General features: G+C 62.7%; 21 protein-coding genes. 10 read left to right on the top strand and 11 right to left on the bottom strand.

Going from position 1 to position 22,049, the window contains the following annotated elements; genetic code table 11:
• Positions 1–86: 86 nt before the first annotated feature.
• Positions 87–1,589, top strand: coding sequence for an exopolyphosphatase (gene ppx / locus ACIOAU_RS10030; protein WP_101315251.1), 1,503 nt, complete (start codon positions 87–89; stop codon positions 1,587–1,589).
• Here ppx and ppk1 read toward each other — a convergent pair.
• Together ppk1 and hemB are read right to left on the bottom strand one after the other, a co-directional pair.
• On the bottom strand, positions 1,576–3,831 hold the full coding sequence (gene ppk1 / locus ACIOAU_RS10035; protein ID WP_101315249.1) for a polyphosphate kinase 1: 2,256 nt from the start codon (positions 3,829–3,831) through the stop codon (positions 1,576–1,578). The two genes, ppx and ppk1, sit on opposite strands and share 14 nt — an antisense overlap.
• Before the next feature lie 19 nt (positions 3,832–3,850).
• Complete coding sequence (hemB, locus tag ACIOAU_RS10040; protein ID WP_101315247.1) at positions 3,851–4,861, bottom strand: porphobilinogen synthase; 1,011 nt, start codon at positions 4,859–4,861, stop codon at positions 3,851–3,853.
• A gap of 207 nt (positions 4,862–5,068) precedes the next feature.
• Here hemB and ACIOAU_RS10045 point away from each other — a divergent pair, with 207 nt between their 5' ends.
• Positions 5,069–5,692 (top strand): DedA family protein, encoded by a 624-nt coding sequence (locus ACIOAU_RS10045; protein ID WP_101315245.1) that lies wholly within the window; start codon positions 5,069–5,071, stop codon positions 5,690–5,692.
• A 72-nt stretch (positions 5,693–5,764) separates the two neighbouring features.
• Positions 5,765–6,433: an isoprenoid biosynthesis glyoxalase ElbB gene (elbB, locus tag ACIOAU_RS10050; protein ID WP_401181680.1), complete on the top strand. Its 669-nt coding sequence runs from the start codon at positions 5,765–5,767 to the stop codon at positions 6,431–6,433.
• 58 nt (positions 6,434–6,491) lie between these two features.
• Here the strand turns inward: elbB and ACIOAU_RS10055 are convergent, their stop codons facing one another.
• Both ACIOAU_RS10055 and ACIOAU_RS10060 read right to left on the bottom strand, forming a co-directional pair.
• Positions 6,492–6,944 (bottom strand): YaiI/YqxD family protein, encoded by a 453-nt coding sequence (locus ACIOAU_RS10055; RefSeq protein WP_401181683.1) that lies wholly within the window; start codon positions 6,942–6,944, stop codon positions 6,492–6,494.
• A 53-nt stretch (positions 6,945–6,997) separates the two neighbouring features.
• The gene (locus ACIOAU_RS10060; protein WP_401181686.1) at positions 6,998–8,929 is read right to left on the bottom strand and encodes an FTR1 family protein; all 1,932 of its coding nucleotides are present in this window, start codon (positions 8,927–8,929) and stop codon (positions 6,998–7,000) included.
• 220 nt (positions 8,930–9,149) lie between these two features.
• Between ACIOAU_RS10060 and ACIOAU_RS10065 the strand changes: the two genes are divergently transcribed.
• From ACIOAU_RS10065 to ACIOAU_RS10080, 4 genes are read left to right on the top strand one after another with little or no spacing between them, the layout of a single operon-like run.
• Entirely contained in the window at positions 9,150–10,541 is a 1,392-nt protein-coding gene (locus tag ACIOAU_RS10065) for a COG3014 family protein (RefSeq protein ID WP_150570431.1), read from the top strand.
• Between the two features lie 15 nt (positions 10,542–10,556).
• The gene (locus tag ACIOAU_RS10070; protein ID WP_150572512.1) at positions 10,557–10,922 is read left to right on the top strand and encodes a YcfL family protein; all 366 of its coding nucleotides are present in this window, start codon (positions 10,557–10,559) and stop codon (positions 10,920–10,922) included.
• 21 nt (positions 10,923–10,943) lie between these two features.
• On the top strand, positions 10,944–11,531 hold the full coding sequence (gene lpoB / locus ACIOAU_RS10075; RefSeq protein WP_150572511.1) for a penicillin-binding protein activator LpoB: 588 nt from the start codon (positions 10,944–10,946) through the stop codon (positions 11,529–11,531).
• Positions 11,532–11,534: 3 nt separating this feature from the next.
• A complete protein-coding gene (locus ACIOAU_RS10080) occupies positions 11,535–12,278 on the top strand; it encodes a penicillin-binding protein activator LpoB (protein ID WP_259074774.1) in 744 nt (247 codons plus the stop codon).
• 99 nt (positions 12,279–12,377) lie between these two features.
• On the opposite strand, the gene ACIOAU_RS10085 is transcribed toward ACIOAU_RS10080, so the two are convergent.
• Positions 12,378–12,626, bottom strand: a complete 249-nt coding sequence (locus tag ACIOAU_RS10085; RefSeq protein ID WP_220632870.1) for a DUF3077 domain-containing protein — start codon at positions 12,624–12,626, stop codon at positions 12,378–12,380.
• A 12-nt stretch (positions 12,627–12,638) separates the two neighbouring features.
• On the bottom strand, positions 12,639–12,893 hold the full coding sequence (locus ACIOAU_RS10090) for a hypothetical protein (RefSeq protein ID WP_188036968.1): 255 nt from the start codon (positions 12,891–12,893) through the stop codon (positions 12,639–12,641).
• Between the two features lie 499 nt (positions 12,894–13,392).
• Here ACIOAU_RS10090 and ACIOAU_RS10095 point away from each other — a divergent pair, with 499 nt between their 5' ends.
• Entirely contained in the window at positions 13,393–14,694 is a 1,302-nt protein-coding gene (locus ACIOAU_RS10095) for an Nramp family divalent metal transporter (protein WP_101315222.1), read from the top strand.
• A gap of 210 nt (positions 14,695–14,904) precedes the next feature.
• Positions 14,905–16,689, top strand: coding sequence for a monovalent cation:proton antiporter-2 (CPA2) family protein (locus tag ACIOAU_RS10100; protein WP_401181692.1), 1,785 nt, complete (start codon positions 14,905–14,907; stop codon positions 16,687–16,689).
• Positions 16,690–16,696: 7 nt separating this feature from the next.
• On the opposite strand, the gene ACIOAU_RS10105 is transcribed toward ACIOAU_RS10100, so the two are convergent.
• Positions 16,697–16,981, bottom strand: coding sequence for a HigA family addiction module antitoxin (locus ACIOAU_RS10105; protein ID WP_103435589.1), 285 nt, complete (start codon positions 16,979–16,981; stop codon positions 16,697–16,699).
• 13 nt (positions 16,982–16,994) lie between these two features.
• Complete coding sequence (locus tag ACIOAU_RS10110) at positions 16,995–17,273, bottom strand: type II toxin-antitoxin system RelE/ParE family toxin (RefSeq protein ID WP_401181695.1); 279 nt, start codon at positions 17,271–17,273, stop codon at positions 16,995–16,997.
• A gap of 298 nt (positions 17,274–17,571) precedes the next feature.
• Between ACIOAU_RS10110 and ACIOAU_RS10115 the strand changes: the two genes are divergently transcribed.
• Positions 17,572–18,483 (top strand): LysR substrate-binding domain-containing protein, encoded by a 912-nt coding sequence (locus ACIOAU_RS10115; RefSeq protein WP_103435587.1) that lies wholly within the window; start codon positions 17,572–17,574, stop codon positions 18,481–18,483.
• Between the two features lie 203 nt (positions 18,484–18,686).
• Here the strand turns inward: ACIOAU_RS10115 and ACIOAU_RS10120 are convergent, their stop codons facing one another.
• The 3 genes from ACIOAU_RS10120 to ACIOAU_RS10130 are packed head-to-tail and all read right to left on the bottom strand — an operon-like array spanning position 18,687 to position 22,029.
• Positions 18,687–20,528 (bottom strand): amidohydrolase, encoded by a 1,842-nt coding sequence (locus ACIOAU_RS10120; RefSeq protein WP_101315217.1) that lies wholly within the window; start codon positions 20,526–20,528, stop codon positions 18,687–18,689.
• A gap of 60 nt (positions 20,529–20,588) precedes the next feature.
• Positions 20,589–21,407 carry an alpha/beta fold hydrolase gene (locus ACIOAU_RS10125; RefSeq protein ID WP_150572509.1) on the bottom strand — a complete coding sequence of 273 codons (819 nt, stop codon included), beginning with the start codon at positions 21,405–21,407 and terminating at the stop codon, positions 20,589–20,591.
• Between the two features lie 55 nt (positions 21,408–21,462).
• Positions 21,463–22,029 carry an antibiotic biosynthesis monooxygenase gene (locus ACIOAU_RS10130; RefSeq protein WP_150570438.1) on the bottom strand — a complete coding sequence of 189 codons (567 nt, stop codon included), beginning with the start codon at positions 22,027–22,029 and terminating at the stop codon, positions 21,463–21,465.
• Between the last annotated feature and the right edge of the window lie 20 nt (positions 22,030–22,049).

Here is a 22,049-nt window from a genome sequence, read left to right on the forward strand (position 1 = left end):
GCATCAAACCTTGCCCAGCCACGCGTTGGCGTATGCCCGCGTTCGTGGCAGGATTGCCAGGTAACCGACCGAGAATCTCGAAAATCATGCCGCAGAACTCCGCGAAGAACCTATCCCTGATCGCCGCCATCGACCTGGGCTCCAACAGTTTCCACATGGTCGTGGCCAAGGCCCACCACACGGAAATCCGCATTCTTGAGCGGCAGGGCGAGAAGGTTCAGCTGGCCGCCGGTATCGACGAAGAGCGCCGCCTCAGCGAAGAAGCCATGCAGCGCGGCCTGGAGTGCCTCAAGCGCTTCGCCCAGCTGATCAACGGCATGCCCGATGGCGCCGTGCGCATCGTCGGCACCAACGCGCTGCGCGAAGCGCGCAACCGCAACGAATTCATCCAGCGCGCCGAAGCTATCCTCGGCCACCCGGTCGAGGTCATCTCCGGCCGTGAAGAAGCGCGCCTGATCTACCTCGGCGTGTCGCACACCCTGGCCGACAATCCGGGCAAGCGCCTGGTCGCCGACATTGGTGGCGGCAGCACCGAGTTCATCATTGGCCAGCGCTTCGAGCCGTTGCTGCGCGAGAGCCTGCAAATGGGCTGCGTCAGCTATACCCAGCGCTACTTCCGCGACGGCAAGATCACCCCGGCGCGCTACGCCCAGGCCTACACCGCTGCGCGCCTGGAGCTGATGAGCATCGAAACCGCCCTGCACCGGCTGACCTGGGACGAAGCGATCGGATCGTCCGGGACCATTCGCGCCATCGGCGCGGCGATCAAGGCTGGCGGCCTGGGCAACGGTGAGGTCAATGCCGAAGGCCTGGCCTGGGTCAAACGCAAGCTGTTCAAGCTGGGCGACACCGACAAGATCGACTTCGAAGGGGTCAAGCCTGACCGCCGCACGATCTTCCCGGCGGGCCTGGCGATTCTCGAAGCCATTTTCGATGCACTCGAACTGCAACGCATGGACCACTGCGACGGCGCCCTGCGTGAAGGTGTGCTGTTCGACCTGCTTGGCCGCCATCACCACGAAGACGTGCGCGAGCGCACCCTCAATTCGTTGATGGAGCGCTACCACGTCGACCACGGCCAGGCCGCGCGGGTCGAACGCAAGGCGCTGCACGCGTTTGATCAAGTGGCCAAAGACTGGGATCTGGAAGAAGGCAACTGGCGCGACCTGCTGAGCTGGTCGGCCAAGGTCCATGAGGTGGGCCTGGACATCGCCCACTATCACTACCACAAGCACGGCGCCTACCTGATCGAGCACTCCGACCTGGCCGGTTTCTCGCGTGAAGACCAGCAGATGCTCGCGCTGCTGGTGCGCGGCCATCGCCGCAACATTCCCAAGGACAAATTCGCCGAGTTCGGCGATGAAGGCAGCCAGCTGATTCGCCTGTGCGTACTGCTGCGCTTTGCCATCCTCTTCCACCACATCCGCGGCACCCAAGAGATGCCCAAAGTGGTGCTGCAAGCCCACGAAAATAGCCTGGAAGTAGTATTCCCGGACGGTTGGCTGGAACAGCACCCGCTGACCCAGGCCGACTTCGCCAACGAGGCGGAGTGGCTGGCCCGGGTCGGCTTCGTCCTCAGCGTACGTTGAGGACCGGGTTGCTCAGGCGCTCCAGCAGGGTCGCCTGGGCACTGCGCGGGTTCTGGTTGCCGGTTGGCGTGCTGCGCACGTAGCGGCCGTCGGACTGCAGGATCCACGCCTGAGTGTTGTCGGTCAGGTAGCTTTCCAGCTCCTTCTTGACCCGCAGCAGGTGCTTCTTGCCCTCGACGGGGAAGCAGGTCTCGACGCGTTTATCGAGGTTGCGCTCCATCCAGTCGGCACTCGACAGGAAGATCTGCTCTTCGCCGCCATTGAGGAAGTAAAACACCCGCGTGTGCTCAAGGAAGCGGCCGATGATCGAGCGTACGTGAATATTGTGCGAAACCCCGGCGATGCCCGGGCGCAGGCAGCACATGCCACGCACCACCAGATCGATACGTACACCTGACTGGCTGGCCTTGTACAGCGCGCGGATGATCTTCGCGTCGGTCAACGAGTTGAACTTGGCGATGATGTGCGCCGGCTTGCCGTCAAGCGCGCACTGGGTCTCGCGGGCAATCATGTCGAGCATGCCCTTCTTCAGCGTGAACGGCGCATGCAGGAGCTTTTTCATGCGCAGGGTCTTGCCCATGCCGATCAGCTGGCTGAACAGCTTGCCAACGTCTTCGCACAGCGCGTCATCCGAGGTCAGCAGGCTGTAGTCGGTATACAGACGGGCGTTGGCGGCGTGGTAGTTGCCGGTGCCGAGGTGCGCGTAGCGGACGATTTCGCCCTGCTCGCGACGCAGGATCAGCATCATCTTGGCGTGGGTCTTGAAGCCGACTACGCCATAGATCACCACCGCGCCGGCCGCCTGCAGGCGGCTGGCCATCTGCAGGTTGGACTCTTCGTCGAAGCGCGCACGCAGCTCGATCACCGCAGTGACTTCCTTGCCGTTACGCGCTGCGTCGACCAGTGCGTCGACGATCTCCGAGTTGGCGCCGCTGCGGTACAGGGTCTGGCGCACGGCGAGCACGTGCGGGTCTTTGGCTGCCTGGCGCAGCAGGTCGACCACCGGGGTGAACGACTCGAAGGGGTGCATCAGCAGGATGTCCTGCTTGCTGACGACGCTGAAGATGTTTTCGGCGTTCTGCAGCAGCTTGGGGATCGCCGGGGTGAACGGCAGGTACTGCAGTTCCGGGTGGCTTTCCAGGCCGGTGATGCTGAACAGCCGGGTCAGGTTGACCGGACCATTGACCTGATACAGCTCGTTCTCGCTCAGACTGAACTGCTTGAGCAGGTAGTCGGACAGATGCTTGGGGCAGGTGTCGGCGACTTCCAGGCGCACCGCATCGCCGTAGCGACGCGAGAACAGCTCACCACGCAGAGCGCGGGCAAGGTCGTCGACCTCTTCCGAGTCCAGCGCCAGGTCGGCGTTACGGGTCAGGCGGAACTGATAGCAACCCTTGACCTTCATGCCCTGGAACAAATCATCGGCGTGGGCGTGAATCATCGACGAGAGGAATACGTAGTTGGCACCGGTGCCGCCTACCTCCTCCGGTACGCGAATCACCCGAGGCAGCAAACGCGGCGCGGGGATGATCGCCAGGCCCGAATCGCGGCCGAATGCATCGACCCCTTCGAGCTCGACGATGAAGTTCAGGCTCTTGTTCACCAGCAACGGGAACGGGTGGGTCGGATCGAGGCCAATCGGGGTGATGATCGGCGCGATCTCGTCGCGGAAGAAACGCCGCACCCAGGTCTTGATCTTCGGCGTCCAGTTGCGCCGACGAATGAAGCGAATGTTGTGCTTTTCCATCTCTGGCAGCAGCACGTCGTTGAGGATCGCGTACTGGCGATCCACTTCGTGGTGCACCAGCTCGCTGATCCGGCTCAGGGCCTGATGTGGCTGCAGGCCGTCGGCGCCGGCCAGCTCACGGGCAAAATTGATCTGCTTCTTCAGGCCGGCGACGCGGATCTCGAAGAACTCGTCGAGGTTGCTGGAGAAGATCAGCAGGAACTTCAAGCGCTCGAGCAGCGGATACGACTCGTCCAGCGCCTGTTCCAGCACGCGGAAGTTGAACTGCAGCTGCGAGAGCTCGCGATGAATGTACAGGCTGCTGTCGTCCAGCCCAGGCACCGGGATCGCCGGCGCCGGCGCAGGGGTCGGCGCGGCGGTTTCGAGCGCAGCGTCGGCAACCGCTTCGACCACAGGCTCGGCCACCGGCTCAAGGTCTGGCGGCGTTTGCGTCAGCTCTTGCGGTAGCGCTTGAGCATCCTTGATGTCGACCGGGGATAGCACTTCGTTATTCATCTGACGTTCCTGAAGGGCGTTACTGCCCTCTCAACAATTGGGCGGCGCGAACGGCGAAATAAGTGAGAATGCCATCGGCGCCTGCACGTTTGAAAGCGGTTAGCGATTCGAGGATCACGGCCTCGCTCAGCCAGCCATTCTGAATTGCCGCCATGTGCATGGCGTACTCGCCGCTGACCTGATAGACAAAGGTCGGCACCTTGAACTCGGTTTTGACCCGGTAAACGATATCCAGGTACGGCATGCCTGGCTTGACCATGACCATATCGGCACCTTCGGCCAGGTCAGTGGCCACTTCGTGCAGGGCCTCGTCGCTGTTGGCCGGGTCCATCTGGTACGACGCCTTGTTGGCCTTGCCCAGGTTCAAAGCCGAGCCTACCGCATCGCGGAACGGGCCGTAGTAGGCACTGGCGTACTTGGCCGAGTAGGCCATGATGCGCACGTTGACGTGGCCGGCGACTTCCAGCGCCTCGCGGATCGCGCCGAGGCGGCCGTCCATCATGTCAGAAGGCGCCACCACTTGCGCGCCAGCCTCGGCGTGGGACAGCGCCTGGCGCACCAGCGCATCGACGGTGATGTCGTTCTGCACGTAGCCGTCTTCGTCGAGGATGCCATCCTGGCCGTGGGTGGTAAACGGGTCGAGGGCAACGTCGGTGATCACCCCAAGCTCCGGGAAGCGTTCACGCAGGGCGCGGGTAGCGCGCTGGGCAATGCCATCCGGGTTCCACGCTTCGGCGCCATCCAGGGTCTTTTTCTCGACCGGGGTTACCGGGAACAGTGCCAAGGCCGGAATCCCCAGGTCCACCCAGGACTGCGCAGCTTCCAGCAGCAAGTCGATCGACAAGCGCTCGACACCTGGCATGGACGGCACTTCTTCTCGGCGGTTTTCACCATCCAGAACGAATACCGGCAAGATCAGGTCATCGACCGTCAGGGTGTTTTCACGCACCAGGCGACGGGAAAACTCGTCGCGGCGATTGCGACGCAGACGTGTGGCAGGAAACATACGGTTGGCGGGGGTAAAGCTCACGGCAGACTCCTGAGCCCGCGCAGGCGGGCAGCGCGACAGTTATAAGCGGCCATTATGACGCCTGTGTTACACCCTTGGGCAACCCTGCGACGTGTCGCCACAGGCAATCACCATGTAGGAATTGTTCACGTCGAGACACATTTGGACACTTTCCCCACGGCCCGCGAAGGGGTAGGCTGCGCGTTCATTTCGCCAGCACCCCAGAAGATGCTTCAACAATTCCTGCAGGATTTCGGCTACTTTGCCCTTTTTCTCGGCACATTTTTTGAAGGTGAGACCATCCTGGTGCTTGCGGGATTTCTTGCGTTCCGCGGTTACATGGACATCAACATGGTGTGCGTGGTGGCCTTCTTCGGCAGCTATGCCGGCGACCAGCTGTGGTACTTCATGGGCCGCCGCCATGGCCGCGCAATCCTGGCGCGCAGGCCGCGCTGGCAGGCCATGGGCGACCGTGCCCTGGACCATATCCGCCGCCACCCGGACATCTGGGTACTGAGCTTCCGCTTCGTCTATGGTCTGCGCACGGTGATGCCGGTAGCGATTGGCCTGTCGGGCTATCCGCCGCGCCGCTACCTGCTGCTCAACGGCATTGGCGCTGCGGTGTGGGCAGTGGCCCTGGGCGCTGCGGCCTACCACTTCGGGGCGATCCTCGAAGGCCTGCTTGGCAACGTCAAGAAGTACGAGCTGTGGGTACTTGGCGGCCTGCTGGTGCTGGGCCTGCTGCTGTGGCTGCGCCGGCGTTTTCGCACCCAGCGCGCCGAGCGCAAGGCGGCCGCCGACGCGGCTGCGACCGAGCAGCTGACGGACAAGCCAAGCCCACCGCAAGAATGAACATGCCGCTGTTGCCGTGATCCTAGTAAAGTGCCAAGCAACAATTGGCGCCTGGACTCTGGAGAAACAAGCATGACAAAAAAAGTGGCGGTGATTCTTTCCGGCTGTGGTGTCTACGATGGCGCTGAAATCCACGAAAGCGTGATCACGCTGCTGCGCCTGGACCAGCGCGGCGCGCAGGTGCAGTGCTTTGCACCAAACATCCCCCAACTGCATGTAATCGATCATCTGACCGGTGAGCAAACCAGCGAGACTCGCAATGTGCTGGTCGAGTCGGCGCGGATTGCCCGCGGCCAGGTCAAGGACATTCGCGAAGCAGACGTCAGCGAGTTTGACGCGCTGATCGTGCCCGGCGGCTTTGGCGCTGCAAAAAACCTCTCCAACTTTGCCGTTGAAGGTGACAAGTGCACGGTTCAACCAGACGTACTGGCGCTGGCCGAGGCCTTCGCCGAAGCCGGCAAACCGGTCGGCCTGATGTGCATTTCGCCAGCTCTGGCAGCGAAGATCTACGGCCCAGGCGTGGTCTGCACCATCGGTAACGATGCCGGCACCAGCGCGGCGGTGGTGAAGATGGGCGGCACCCACGAAGAGTGCGATGTACATGACATCGTCGAAGACACCCAGCGCAAGCTGGTGACCACCCCGGCGTACATGCTCGCTACCTCGATCAGCGATGCGGCCAGCGGCATCTACAAACTGGTCGACCGGGTGCTGGAATTGGCCCACGCCAACGACCACTGAGCCGCCCTGCAGCGCTGGCCCAGGCCGGCGCTGCGTGATGCTGTGATCAACGTCGTAATCAGCCCCTGGCGAGGCGGGTCAGGATGCGATCGAGGGAGTTGGCGAACTCCTGCTTTTCTTTCTCGCCGTAAGGCCCCTGGCCACCACTGGCCTGGCCCTGTTCACGCAGCTCGGTGAACAAGTTACGCGTCGCCAACCGGTCGGCCATATTGCGCTCATCGAACTCACGGCCACGTGGGTCGAGCGCCGCCACGCCGTTTTTCACAAGGCGGTCGGCCAAGGGGATATCGCTGCAGATCACCAACTCGCCCGGTACGGCATTCTCGACCAGATAATCATCGGCGGCATCCGGTCCGCTCGGCACCACGATCAGCTTTACGCAGGCAAATGCCGGCTTGATCTGCGCTTGGCCGGCGACCATCACCACCTCAAGTTTGCGCTTGAGGGCAAACTTTACGATCAGGTCCTTGACTGCCTTGGGGCAGGCGTCGGCATCGATCCATATACGCATTGCTGCATTCTCATCGGCTGTTAATCACTGCGCCCAGTGTGCCAGATCGCAGCTCAACTGGCCGCAGCGCGGCGCCGCTCGAGCAGCCACGAGCGGCCATACAGCAGCGCGATCGCGCTCAGTGCCAAGGCTTGTGCCGCCAGTGAGTAGGCATCGGCATGAATGCCCAGCCAGTCGAATTCAAAGAACGCCACCGGCCGCGTGCCGAGGATGCCTGCCTCTTGCAAGGCCTTGATGCCATGCCCGGCGAACACCACCGACAGTGCGCACAGCAGCGCGGCGTTGATGCTGAAGAACAGCGCCAGCGGCAGCTTGGCCGAACCGCGCAGGATCACCCAGGCCAGGCCCACCAACAGCACCAGCGCGGTGGCACCACCGGCCAGCACAGCGTTGTGCCCGGCAGGCCCTGATTGCAGCCACAGGGTTTCGTAGAACAGGATCACCTCGAACAGCTCGCGGTACACCGAAAAGAACGCCAGCAAGGCAAAACCAAAGCGCCCGCCGCCGCCGACCAGGCTGCTTTTGATGTAGTCCTGCCAGGCCGCAGCGTGGCGCCGGTCGTGCATCCACACGCCGAGCCACAGCACCATCACGCTGGCAAACAGCGCGGTGCAACCTTCGAGCAATTCGCGCTGAGCACCGCCAACGTCGATCAGATACGCCGCTACCGCCCAGGTGGCGAAGCCTGCGACCAGTGCCAGCGCCCAGCCAACGTTGACGCTGCGCACCGCAGATTGCTGGCCGGTATTGCGCAGGAAGGCCAGGATCGCGGCCAGCACCAGAATCGCCTCGAGGCCTTCGCGCAGCAGAATCAACAGCCCGGAGATGTAGCTCAGCGACCAGCTCAGGCCATCGCTGCCAAGCAGCTTGGCGGCGGCGTCGAGCTTGACCTTGGCCTCGCTCAGGCGCTGTTCGGCCTGGGCGACGGGCAGGCCGTCCTGCAACGACTGCCGATAGGCCATCAGGGCCTTCTCGGTGTCTTTGCGTACTTGGGCATCGATGTTGTCGAGGGAGCTTTCGACCAGCTCGAAACCTTCCAGATACGCCGCAACCGACAGGTCATAGGCCTGGTCATGATCGCCGTCGCGATAGGCCGCCAGGCTCTTGTCGAGGGTGCTGGCGGTGTAGTCGAGCAACTGCGCCGGGCCGCGCTTGACCTGCGGCGGCTGTGCACGCTGGGCGCGAAACGCAGCTACGGCCTCGGCGCTGTGGCTGGCGGCGACTTCTGCAGGGGTCTGCCGGGCCAGATCAGCGAGGTTCCAGGCCGGGGCGCCAGCAGCGGCCTGCGGCTCGGCGCTGAAGCTGGCGACAAAGGCCGCTACGTCCCAGCGCTGACGCTCGTCGAGCTGGTCGGCAAACGAGGGCATTTCGGTGCCTTCGATGCCCAGGCCAAGGGTGTTGTAGAGGTCGAACAGGCTGAGCTGATCGAGCCGGGCGACGTCGCGCAGGTTGGCCGGCGCTGGCTCCAGACCGAGCCCGGCCGGGCCATCGCCGGCACCACTGTCACCGTGGCAGATCGAGCAGTTTTGCGCGTACAGCGCGGCGCCGCGGGCAGGATCAGGGGTGATTATCGGGGCCTGGCTGACCTCATAGGCAACCGCCAGACGGGCACCGAGCTGGCGCGCCTCGCGAGCAACGGTAGGGCCGTCCTGGCGCTGGTCGATGGCGGTGCGCAAGGCCTGTACGCCCTGTTCGAGGGCATCACGTTCGGCGTGCGCTGGCAGGTTTTTCACCAGTTCGGCGAGCACGCTGCTGAATTCCTGCTGCTCGCGGTACTCACCGTCATCGACCACCCTGCCCTCGCGCACCGTTGGCGGGTAATCCGCGCCAATGTAATCGAGCAGGTGCAAGGCCTTGGTCGCCTCTGCAGGGGCTTCGGCCATGGCCAGCGTGCTGCACAGCGCCAGCACTGGCCACAGCAGCCAGGCGAGTAAACGGGGACGGGAAGTCATGGCCGATCTCGAGGGGAATACGAAAGAGAACATTGTTCACTTCCACTCGCGCCTGCTCAAGGGCTGCCGGCAGATTTCACGAAAAATCTTGTAACAGATTAGCGACAGGGGCCAGCGCAACCTAATTCAAGCCTTCATGCCAGCAAAACGCCACCCTGTGCTTATAATGTCGCGCCTTTGCCTTTGGTCCCCCGCAATCACGGGCCGCGCTGGCGCAGGACGCAGTCCATCCATTCAGGGAAGAACAACACCGATGGTCCCCCGCGCAGTACTTCTGGCAGCGCTTATCGCCGTCACGCAACTGACCGGCTGCGCTGTGTTTCGCAGTTACGACAGCGAGCTTCAGGAAACCAACCAGCAGCTTGTCGCCGGCAATGTCGACGCTGCCCTGGCTCTGCTCGAGAGCAACAACAAGAGCGACGTCAAAGACCTCCTCTACTACTTCGAAAAAGGCGAGCTGCTGCGTTCCAAAGGTGATCTGCAGGGTAGCCAGCAAGCCTGGCGCGTGGCCGACGGCGTGGTCTTCGAGTGGGAAGAAGCAGTCAAACTGGACACTGAAAAGTACCTCAGCCAGTTCGCCAGCTATCTGGTCAACGACAAGGTCCGCCGCTACCAGGGCTACGACTACGAAAAGGTCATGCTGACCACCCAGATGGCCCTGAACCTGCTGGCGCAGAACGATTTCGCCGGCGCCCGTACCGAAATCAAGAAGACCCACGAACGCGAAGCGGTCATCGCCGAGCTGCGTGACAAGCAGTACCTCAAGGGCGAGCAGGAAGCCGAACAACAAGGTGCCAGCACCGAGTTCAAAGATCTGAAGGGATATCCGGTGGCCAGCCTCGACGACCCTGAAGTGGTCAGTCTGAAAAACAGCTACCAGAGCGCGTTCAGCCATTACCTGTCCGGCTTCGTCTACGAGGCCCTTGGCGAGAAGGGCCTGGCCGCGCCGGGCTACCGCACTGCAGCCGAGCTACGGCCGAAGACGCCATTGCTCGAGCAAGCCCTGCTCAACCTGGATGGCAAGCAAGCCAAAGCCGGCGAGAGCGATGTGCTGATTGTGGTCCAGAGCGGCCTGGCACCGGCACGCGACTCGATGCGCATCCCGCTGCCACTGACGATCGACGGTAACCTGGTGATCACCACGCTGTCGTTCCCGGTGATAAGAGAAGACAACAGCACTGCGCGCTTTGGCGAGGTCTACCTGAACGACCAGGCTGTCAGCCTCACTTCACTCAACAACACCAGCGCCATGTCGCGCAGGGCCCTGCGTGACGACATGCCGGAGATCATCCTGCGCACCAGCGTGCGCGCGGTCAGCCGCACCCTGGCGCAAAAAAAGCTGAACGAGGTCGACCCGCTGGCAGCCCTGATCGTGGGCATTGCCGCGGCAGTGGTCGAAGGCGCCGACACCCGCACCTGGCGCACCCTGCCCAACCAGACCCAGGTCGCCCGCGTGCATCTGGCCCAAGGCGAACATCGCCTGAGCCTGCCGGCGATCCTCGGCAGCGGTACGCTCAAGGTCAAGATCGACCAACCCTACCAAGTGATCAGCCTGCGCGTGCTCGGCCATCAGGTGTTCGCCAGTGGCGCCGCCATACAACTGCCGCAGCCGGCCCAAGCGCCAGTGCTTGCCAACCTCAAATAATCTCAAGGATCGAACATGCGTTTAATCTGCATCGCTCTGGTCGCCGCCGCCCTCCTGGCAGGCTGCGCCAGTCCGCCCGAGCCAGGCAGCGCCGCCAGCAAGGTGGTGACCATGGGCCAGCTCGACGACTTTGACATTGGCCCGATGCGGGTGGCCCGCGAACGCGGATTTCTCACCGTCAAGGTCGCCATCAACAACACCAGCCGCAGCAACCAGACCCTTTACTACCGCTTCGCCTGGCTGGGCGACGACGGCTTCCCGGTAGGCGATGAAGAAAGCTGGAAGACCCTCACCCTGTACGGCAAGCAGGCCAGCTTCCTGCCCGCCATCGCCCCGGTTCCGCAGGCGCGCGACTTCCGCCTCGAAGTCCATACCCGGTAATCATTTTCAGGAGCACTTTTGATGTTTGCACGCATTACCCTCGCCGCCCTCACCCTCGCCTTGCTCAGCGGCTGCAGCACGCCGTCACCAGGCCTGGGCAGCAAGAACATCAGCTACGGCGACACCAAGGCAGTCGAGCTGATTACCAACGAATTCGGCTCCACCGACCTGCAGATGATCGCCGAGAGCATGACCCGCTCGCTGGCCCAGTCCGGCGTGCTGCAGGGCCGCCCGGTGGTGCAGGTGTATGACGTGAAGAACAAGACCAGCGAGTACATCGATACCCGCGAGATCACCACCACGATCAAGACCCAACTGCTCAAGACCGGCGTTGCCCGCTTTGCCAGCGACAACACCGACATGCAGAGCCAGGTCGACCAGCTCAAGTTGCAGAACCAAAGCGGCCTGTACAAAAAAGCCACCGTCGCCAAGACGGGCAACATGATCGCCGCGCAGTACCGCCTGGAAGGCTCGATCAGCTCCATCGTCAAACGCAGCAGCGATTACAAAGACGTGTTCTACAAGTTCAGCCTGCAGTTGGTCGACGTCGAAAGCGGCCTGGCTGAATGGATGGACGAAAAAGAAATCCGCAAGACCACGGAGCGCTAAGCGATGCGTACATGGATGGCAGTCATCGCTATGGCTTGCGCATTTTCTGCGCAGGCGGCGCCCAAGGTCGCAGTCACCGACCTGGCCTATCAGGCGCAGGTGGAGGAATACATCCACAGCGTCAGTGCGCACAACAGCGGCCAGGCGAGCCCGTACAGCGCCAGCCACTCGGCCAGCTACAGCGAGTACGAGAGCAGCAAGAGCTACATCGAGCAGACCGAGCTGCGCAATTTCGGTGGCGACATCAAGGGCGCAATCCTCAAGGGTGGGCTGTTCCAGCTGGTGCAGGGCAAGCCTTACACCAGCCGTTCCAACGACGATGTCTACGACGTGATCGCCCGGATCAAAGCCGGCTCGTTCCCAGGTGCCGACTACGTGCTGTTCGGCACCCTGTCGGATATCGACTTCCAGAGGGACATCAACGCACTCGACCACACCGACAGCTACTCGGCGGTACTGGCCCTGAGCGTGGTGGCTGATTTCAGCCTGATCAATACCCGCACCTACGAGATCACCTCGGCCTTCACCGCCATGGGCGAGGGCCAGGACACCAAGCTGGTAAAACGCCAGGATGCGCGCGTCACCCTCAACCGCCCGCGGGTGGTCCGCGAGGTGTCCAGGGAGCTGGGCATGGATGTAGCGCGGCAACTGGCCGAGCAGCTGGCCGGCGAAGTGTCGGCGGCGCCAGCGCGAGAAGGTGTGCAGAGCAACTTGCCGCCGGATGAACCGGCGCAGATTTTGCGCTGAGGGCTGAAAGCACTCTCCCGGGCAAGCCCGCTCCTGTAGGAGCGGCCTTGCGTCGCGAAAGGGCTGCAAAGCAGCCCCCATACATCGCATCAAAGCCATTCACCGCAGTCGATTGACCCCAGTCTCCATGTCATTGACCAGCGCCTTGGCCAGCCCGCTGAGGATCCGCGCCGCGCTGCCGGCCTGGAGGTCGCCCTGCATTTCGGCCTCATCGGTCAGATGGCGGATACAACCCAGCAACACCGACAGCTCATCAAACGCCTGGGGGATCGGGATGCCAGGGCGGACGGTGAACAGCTCGGTTGAGGCCACGCCCACCGTGGTAATGCCGTTGGTTTGCACGCTCATACCTTGGCTCCTTCAGCTACGCAGCCGGGTCAATGCGTGTTCAACCAGGGTACGGGCCATGCGCGTGGCATGGGCGGCGCTGGCCAGGGCGTTTAGGTCAGGTTGCTCAGCCGAGTCGCTGCACTGCTGGTCGAGGGTCTCGACCACGCCGCAGAGAAATTCATTGGCCAAGGCCAGGGAATCAGGCGGGAGCATGTCGCTGTGGACAGAAAAATGCGGGGAGATGATCAGCTTTAAACGGGGTGGATCAGGGACGATCTTTTTCATGGGACGACACCTCATAGCGTATGAATGGTCGCTGCCCTCCTTTTCGTCTCACGGATTTGGGTGGCAGTCGTACGCGGGGTGAGACCCGGGCCCATACGCTAACCCGGCCAGACCGAAGCCTGCCCGCGTAAGACCGCCATAAAGCGGAGTGCGTTAGGGTCGGGTATCTCACGCCCGTTCGCCCTGTTCAGGCGACCCGACGACGTTAGCCCTGAGGCATTTCCCCGACAATACGGCAGCTTCCGCAAAGGACGTAGGATACTTCCGAAGGCCCCACAGCCTGAAGCGCTCAGCGCGAAGTTGGGAAAGGTCTTACAAGCACCCCCATGATGTCAGCAGGCCATATTCCACGGCAGCTCAAGCCCCGCAAGGCCTGCACAAAACAGCCTGGATTTGCCGTAATACTTTGTAATGTTTGCTCTGCGATTTTAGTTGTACGACGTCCTATCAGCATGTTCGACTGCGCCGGCTCTCAATACAAAAATAACGGAGACATCCAATGACCAGCCTACCTTCCGTTGAGGGCAAAGCTGCCGTGCCCTCGCAAAGCCGCCTCGCGCGCATCGCCAAGTTGCTCGGCCCGGGCATCATCGCCGTGCTGTCGTGGCTGGGCGCAGGTGATCTGATCACCTCTTCCGTGGCCGGCGCCAACTACGGTTACGCAATGATGTGGGTGCTGGCAGTTTCGCTGCTGCTGCGCTACCTGATCGTCAACATCATCGCCCGCTTCCAACTGTGCAATAACCAGGGCATGACCATCCTTCAGGGCTACGCGCAACTGCACCCGGTGTTCGCCTGGTTCATGCTCGGCTACGCGCTGATCATGGGCCACCTGATGAACGCATACATGATCAAGGGCGCCGGCGAATCATTGGCCATGCTGCTGCGCGTCGACTACCCGCTGCTTTGCTCGATGGCGGTGGTGCTGGCGGTGTGGATGCTGGTCGGGCGCAATATCTATTCGCTTATCGAAGGCGTGATGAAGGCATTGCTGGCGATCATGACCCTGGCGTTTCTGGCGCTGGCGGTAATGTCCGGGCCGGATGTGGCAGGCATCGTCAAAGGCACCATCGGCTTCAGCATCCCGCCTGACGAGGGCGTGCATGGCGCCATGCTGGTAGCGGTGTCGGTGATCGGCGCAGTGGCCGGTTCGGTGGCCAACTTCGTCCACCCCTACGTGATGCGCCAGAAGGGCTGGGTTGGCCCGCAGCACAAGCGCGTGCAACGCAACGACCTGCTGTTTGCAGTATTCGTCGGTATCGTCATCAACCTGGCGATCTGGATCGTCGGCGCAGAAATCCTGCGGCCCAACGGCATCGAAGTGAAAACCCTTGGCGATCTGGGCAAGGCGCTGGAAATCTTCTTCGGCCCGATCGGCTGGTATGTGTTCTTCATCGGCGTGTTCGCCACCCTGTTCGCCAGCATTTCCGGCAAGACCACAGCCTTCCCGATGCTGATCACCGACGCCCTGCAGCACGTGCAGCCCAAGCGTCGCGAGCGTTATGGCAAGGAGTTCCACAAGGACCCGGCGCACCGCTGGTTCATGCTGTTCATCCTGGTTACGCCACTGATCTGGTCGATCCCGGGCATGCCTGACTTCGTCACCCTGACCATCGGCGTCAGCGCGCTGAATATCATTGGTCTGCCGGTGATCTCGCTGGGCCTGTTGATCATGTCCAACCAGAAATCGCTGCTGAGCAAGGAATACCGCAACAACCTGTTCGAGAACATCGCCCTGGCATTCGCCACCGGCCTGGCACTGTGGGTGGCGTTCCAGCTGGGTGTGGAGCTGTTCAGCTAAGTCATCGTACAACGCTGCTGTAAACACTCTGCGGGGCAGGTCTTGAAAAGGGCTTGCCCCGTGTTTGTTTGCAGCCAGTGTGCGTTGATTGTCGCCACTGAAATGACAATGTGTCTCTGCACAGGCGGATTGTCTGCACCCACCCTGCCCTTCACAATGCGCGACTAATCTGATCCCGCTGCCCTCTTCGCAGCTCATGGAGTTCGAGCGATGCCACACGAAGGCAGCCTGCTACAAACCGCGGTCATCTTCCTTCTCGCCGCAGTGATTGCCGTGCCATTGGCCAAGCGCCTGCAACTCGGCGCCGTCATCGGTTACCTGCTTGCCGGCGTAGCCATAGGCCCACAGGTTTTAGGCTTGATCCGCGACACCGAAAGCGTCGCGCACATTTCCGAGCTGGGCGTAGTCTTGCTGCTGTTCATCATCGGCCTGGAACTGTCACCGCGGCGGTTGTGGCTGATGCGCAAAGCGGTGTTCGGCGTGGGCCTGGCACAGGTGCTGCTGACCGGCGCGATACTCGGCGCCATCGCTCTGTTCGGTTTCGCCCAATCACTGCCCGCAGCGCTGGTGCTGGGTCTGGGCCTGGCCTTGTCGTCGACTGCCTTTGGCTTGCAGACGCTGGCCGAAACCAAGCAATTGAATGCCCCGCACGGGCGTCTGGCGTTTGCCATTCTGCTATTCCAGGACATCGCCGCCATCCCGCTGATCGCACTGGTGCCGTTGCTCGCCGCCAGCGGCCCGGACACCAGCCATGGCGACAGCCTGCAACACGGCCTGACCATCTTTGCCAGCATCGCCGTGGTCATCGTCGGCGGCCGTTATCTGCTGCGCCCGGTGTTCCGCATCGTCGCCCGCACCGGCTTGCCGGAAGTGTCCACGGCCACCGCACTGCTGGTGGTGATCGGCACTGCCTGGCTGATGGAGCTGGCCGGAATCTCCATGGCCTTGGGCGCATTTCTCGCCGGCCTGTTGCTGGCCGACTCGGAATACCGGCACGAACTGGAGTCGCAGATCGAGCCGTTCAAAGGGCTGCTGCTGGGCCTGTTCTTCATCAGTGTCGGCATGGGCGCCAATCTCAGTCTGTTGTTCGACACGCCTTGGCTGTTGCTCGGCCTGACTGCGCTGCTGATCGCAGTAAAGCTGCCGATGCTGATGCTGGTCGGGCGTCTGGGCGGCCTCAATACGGCCAATGCCCTGCGCCTCGGCGTGGTCTTGGCGGCTGGCGGCGAGTTCGCTTTTGTGGTGTTCAAGCTGGGCAAGGACCAAGGACTGCTCGACAGCTACACCTACGACCTGCTGCTGATGACCATCACTCTATCGATGGCCGCCACGCCGCTGTTGCTGATGGCCTGCGCACGCCTGCTCAAGCGCCCGCCTGCCACGCGTGAAGTGCCGGAACAGTACAAGGACATCCAGACCGATGCGCCGCGGGTGGTGATCGTTGGCATGGGCCGCATGGGCCAGATCGTCTCGCGCATCCTGCGTGCGCAGAAGATCCCGTTCATTGCCCTCGACACCTCGGTCGACGCCATCGAGATGACCCGCACCTTCGAGCAGGCGCCGGTGTTCTACGGCGACCCGATGCGCGCCGAAGTGCTGCACGCCGCCAAAGTCGGCGAGGCCGAATACCTGATCGTGACCACTGACGACCCCGAGATCACCACACGCACGGCAGAGAGGGTCAAACGTCTCTATCCACATCTGAAAGTGCTCGCCCGCGCGCGCAACCGCCAGCATGTGCACAAGCTGATGGACGTCGGCGCCGAGCCGATCCGCGAGACGTTCTATTCCAGCCTGGAAATGAGCCGACGCGCCTTGGTCGGCCTGGGTTTGTCGGATTATCAGGCCGCTGACCGCATCCAGCGCTTTGCCGAACATGACGAGCAGGTGCTCGAAGCCCAGGGCCGCATCCGCGACGACCGCGCCAAGGTCATGCAGAACGCCAAGGAAGCACGGGTGGAGCTGGCCCGGCTATTCGAGTCAGACGCCGACTGAGGCCAACTCAGGCCAACACCAGTCGACAGATAGGCGGATGCTCCCGCTGCGCGGCCTGCCATAGATCGTAGGCCGCCTGCTCCGCCAGATACTGCCGGGCCGCACCCAGGCCTGCCAGCTCAAGGCGATAAGCCAGGTCAGCCGAAAGCGCTGCGCGTCCATTGATGACGGCAGACAGCTGCCCGCGTGAGTAGCCAAGGTGGCGAGCCAGCGACGAGACGTTCATACCAATAGCGGGCAGGACATCTTCGCGCAGCGATTCGCCGGGGTGAGGCGGGTTGTGCATCGACATAAGCATTCAGCTCCTAGTGATAATCCAGATAGTCGACCAGCTCAACGTCGGTGCTGACAAAGTGGAATATCACCCGCCAGTTACCAGAGATGCTAACGGCCCAGAAACCGTCCAGGTTGCCTCGCAAGGGATGGAGCCGATAACCGGGTCGGTCCATATCGGCAGGCGATTGTGCGACTGCGAGTGACGCGAGAAGCCGGCGCAGGCGTGCTACTTGATCAGCTCGGACACCGGATGTATCTCCCCGCTGATAGAGTGCCCTCAGGCCTTTGTGCCTGAAACTCCTGATCATTGACGCTGAAGTGTAAGGCCAGGCCTTACACTTTTCAAGTAGACCATGGCTCGTTGCATGGAGACACTCCTGAGAATTTCCGGGAGTGCAGTTTGTTCTTTGCCAGCTTCAAAGACGCCGTGATGGCGTCAGCCAAGCACGTGGGAAATTTCCTAAGCAGCTGTCCATCCGTCAGGTCACCTCCACCCCGCGACCACAAAAAATCACCCGCCCCCTCCACCCCTGGCCTGTTACGCTCCGTCTCGCTCGAGTCGCAAACACTCCGGCGCAGCAGCAAGCGACTGACCAGGAGACCCGCTTGGAAGACCTCAACTCGCTGTACTTCTTCACTCAGGTAGTCGAGCACGGTGGCTTCGCGCCTGCCGGGCGGGCGCTGGATATGCCCAAATCCAAGCTCAGCCGGCGCATCGCCGACCTCGAAGAAAGGCTCGGCGTGCGCCTACTGCACCGCACCAGCCGGCATTGCTCACTGACCGAAATCGGCCAGGAGTATTACCGCCGCTGCCTGGCCATGCGGGTCGAGGCCGAGAGCGCTGCCGAGGTGATCGAGCGCAACCGCAGCGAGCCGCGCGGGCTGGTGCGCATGAGCTGCCCGACCACCCTGCTCAACTCCTGGGTCGGGCCGATGCTGACGCGCTATATGCTCAAGTATCCGCGGGTCGAGTTGTTCATCGAGAGCACCAACCGCCGCGTCGACTTGCTGCACGAGGGCTTCGATGTGGCGCTGCGGGTGCGCTTTCCGCCGCTGGAAAACACCGACATGGTGATGAAGGTGCTGAGCAACAGCACCCAATGTCTGGTCGGTCGGCCGGCGTTTCTTGAGCAACTGCCGGCGGGCTTCGATCCGCAGCAGCTCAGCCAGCTGCCGAGCCTGCACTGGGGCGGCGCGCAGCGTGAGTATCAGTGGGAGCTGTTTCAGGGCGAGGACATGAGCCGCAGCATCGTCATCCCGCATACGCCGCGGATGGTCACCGATGACCTGTTTGCGCTGCGCCATTTTGTGGTGGCGGGGATCGGTATAGCGCACTTGCCGAAGGTGGCCGTGCGTGAGGATCTGGCCAGCGGGCATCTGGTAGAAGTGCTGCCGGGCTGGAATCCGCGCTGCGGTATCGTCCATGCGATCTTCCCGTCGCGGCGTGGCCTGCTGCCGTCGGTACGCTCGCTGATCGATCACCTGGCGGAAGAGTTCGTGTCCTGCGACATGGCTTGAATGGGTTAAAGCGACACCTGTCCCGAAGCGTGATCTTGAGGTTTGACGCGATCCCTGTAGGAGCGGCCTTGTGTCGCGAAAGGCGCGCGTAGCGGGCCCAGGATCTGTGCAGCACCAGAGATCGTCGGGGCCGCTGCGCGGCCCTTTCGCGACACAAGGCCGCTCCTACAGAGATCGCGTCGAGGCGGCCGCCTCGGATCAGATCAGAACGCGAAACACGAACAGCCCAGCGATCCCCAGAAGCCCTGGAAGTCACTCACCGGCACACTCGATTTGCGCGCCTTGTCATGGCTGTGAGCATGGACCCCACACGGCCCGGAACACTGATGTGGCATCGCTGCCAGCGACGGTGTGCCCGCCCGCCAGTGCCCCGGCACCTTGGCCACCGGCGACCACTCAGGCAATACCGGCACCTGCGCTGGGCCCAGCTTATCGAACTCGGCGGCGCCGTACACGACCTTGCCATCGACAATGGTCAGCACCGACTCGATGCTCTTGATCGCCTCCTCACTGACGCTGAAGAAGTCCAGCGACAGCGCTGCCAGGTCAGCCAGCTGGCCGACCTTGAGCTGGCCTTTCTTGCCCTGCTCGCTGGAGAACCAGGCGCTGCCCTGGGTGAACAACTGCAGCGCGGTATCGCGGCTCAGGCCTTCGGGATACAGCTCCATGCCACCGACGGTCTTGCCGCTGACCATCCAGTACAGCGAGGTCCACGGGTTGTAGCTGGAAACCCGAGTGGCGTCGGTACCGGCACCGACCGGCACGCCCATTTCCAGCATGCGCTTGATCGGCGGGGTCTGTTCGGCCGCCTTGGCGCCGTAACGGTCGACGAAGTACTCACCCTGGAAGGCCATGCGGTCCTGAATGGCGATACCGCCGCCCAGGGCACGCACGCGCTCGATGTTCTGCGGGGTGATGGTTTCGGCGTGGTCGAAGAACCACGGCAGGCCGTTGAACGGGATGTCGCGGTTGACCTTCTCGAACACGTCGAGCATGCGCGTGATCGACTCGTTGTAGGTGGCGTGCAGGCGGAACGGCCAGCGCTGCTCGACCAGATGGCGGACCACCGGTTCCAGCTCTTCTTCCATGGTCTGCGGCAAGTCAGGGCGCGGCTCGAGGAAGTCCTCGAAGTCGGCGGCGGAGAACACCAGCATCTCGCCGGCGCCGTTGTGCCGGAGGAAGTCGGTGCCGCTGTGCAGCTTGACGCTGGAGGTCCACTTGCGGAAGTCGTCGAGCTCTTCCTTGGGTTTTTGCGTGAACAGGTTGTAGGCGATGCGCACGGTCAGTTGGTTGTTGTCGGCCAGCTCCTGGATTACCGAGTAATCGTCGGGGAAGTTCTGGTAGCCACCACCGGCATCGATCGCGCTGGTCAGGCCGAGGCGGTTGAGTTCACGCATGAACTGGCGGGTCGAGTTGACCTGATACTCCAAGGGCAGCTTCGGCCCTTTGGCCAGGGTCGCGTAGAGAATCATCGCGTTGGGGCGGGCGATGAGCATGCCGGTCGGGTTGCCGAACTTGTCGCGCTGGATCTCGCCACCGGCTGGGTTGGGCGTGTCCTTGTCGTAGCCGACGGCTTTGAGCGCGGCGCGGTTGAGCAGCGCGCGGTCGTACAGGTGCAGCAGGAACACCGGGGTATCGGGCGCGGCCTGGTTGATCTCTTCAAGGGTCGGCATGCGTTTTTCGGCGAACTGGAATTCGTTCCAGCCACCGACTACCCGCACCCACTGCGGAGTTGGCGTGCGCGCCGCCTGGTCCTTGAGCATGCGCAGGGCATCGGCTACCGAAGGCACGCCTTCCCAGCGCAGTTCCAGGTTGTAATTGAGACCGCCGCGGATCAGGTGCAGGTGCGAGTCGTTGAGGCCGGGGATCACCGTGCGCTGCTTGAGGTCGATGATTTGCGTGCTGTCACCGCGCAAGGCCATGGCCTCGGCGTCGCTGCCCACGGCGAGAAAACGCCCGTCCTTGATGGCCACGGCGGTGGCGGTTGGGTTTTCACGGTCGACGGTGTGCAGCTTGCCGTTGAACAGGATCAGGTCGGCGGTCATGGGCAAATCCTCGGATAGGGGGCGGGAGCAGCGCGGAGTGAACCGCGCCGCCTCGGTGGCTTACTTGGCCAGGAACGCCAGCAGGTCTTCGTTCAACTGCTGCGCATGGGTGACCGCAAAGCCGTGCGGCGCGCCGCTGTATACCTTGAACTCAGCGCCCTTGATCATTTCTGCTGCGCGCTTGCCGGTGGTCTCCATCGGTACGATCTGGTCGGCGTCGCCATGAATGACCAGGGTCGGCACATCGACTTTGGCCATGTCTGGACGGAAGTCGGTGGCAGAGAAGGCGCTGACGCAATCCAGAGTCGCTTTCAATGACGCCAGCAGGGCGATATTGAGGGTCTGCGCCTGCACTCCGGTGGAGACCGCCTGGCCTTTGTTGATGCCGTAGAACGGGGTGGCGAAGTCGGCCAGGAACTGTGCACGGTCGGCTCTGAGGCCCGCCTGGATACCTTCGAACACCGAAGCATCGACGCCATCCGGGTTGCTCTCGGACTTGCCGAACACCGGCGTTACTGCGCCGAGCAACACCAGCTTGGCCACCCGCTCGCTGCCATGCCGACCGATGTAGCGGCTAACGTCACCGCCACCCATGGAGAAGCCGACCAAGGTCACGTCGCGCAGGTCGAGGTGCTCGATCAGCTGGGCGATGTCGTCGGCGAAGGTGTCGTAGTCATAGCCGGTCCACGGTTGGTCGGAGCGACCGAAGCCACGCCGGTCAAAGGCGATGGCGCGGTAGCCGCGGCTGGCGAGAAACTCCATCTGGGTGTCCCACATGTCCGCATCCAGCGGCCAGCCATGGCTGAACAGCACGGGCTTGCCGCTGCCCCAGTCCTTGAAGTAGATCGAAGTGCCATCGCGGGTTACGAACGTGCTCATATCGGTATCTCCAGAAATTAGGTAGGGGCTTGCACAGCGTAGCGTCAGAAATGTTTCAACCACGTAGCCAGTTGGCGCAGCGGCGGGTTACCCACGGCATGATGAAAAACACCACCGGCAGGATCACCAGCAGGTTGCCGATCAGGTTGCCAATGACCGGCCCGGCCAGTTGCGGCACGCGAGTGAACAGCGGTGCCAGCACGATCGGTACCAACATGGTCAACGGGCAGATCACCAGGTAGGTCAGTACGGCCTGCTTCCAGCGCGGCGGCGCTGGGGTGTTGCTGCTGGCCGGGGTGAACCAGAACTCCGGGTCGTCATGCACATGGGTGTGGTCACCGTCCTCAAGCAGCGGCAGCACCTCGCTGACCAGTGCCTGGCGTTCAGCCGAATTGACCCATGCCTGCAGCAGTTCAGCATCGGCAAAACGCACCACGGTGGTGAAGTGGCAACCACCGCCATCGGGGCGGATCACATTGACGTCGAGGTGGCCCGGCTGCTGGCGGGCAGTGGTTACCGCGCGCTTGAGCCATGCCTCGTACTGCGCCAGCGCGGCGGCCCGCGCCTTGTGCTGGATGACCAGGGTCACCACGTTGCGGTTATCGACGGTTGCACTGTTCATGGGTGTTCCCTGGGCAAAGG

Origin of the sequence: Pseudomonas sp. NPDC088322 (assembly GCF_044740745.1) — a bacterium.
GTDB lineage: Bacteria > Pseudomonadota > Gammaproteobacteria > Pseudomonadales > Pseudomonadaceae > Aquipseudomonas > Aquipseudomonas shirazensis.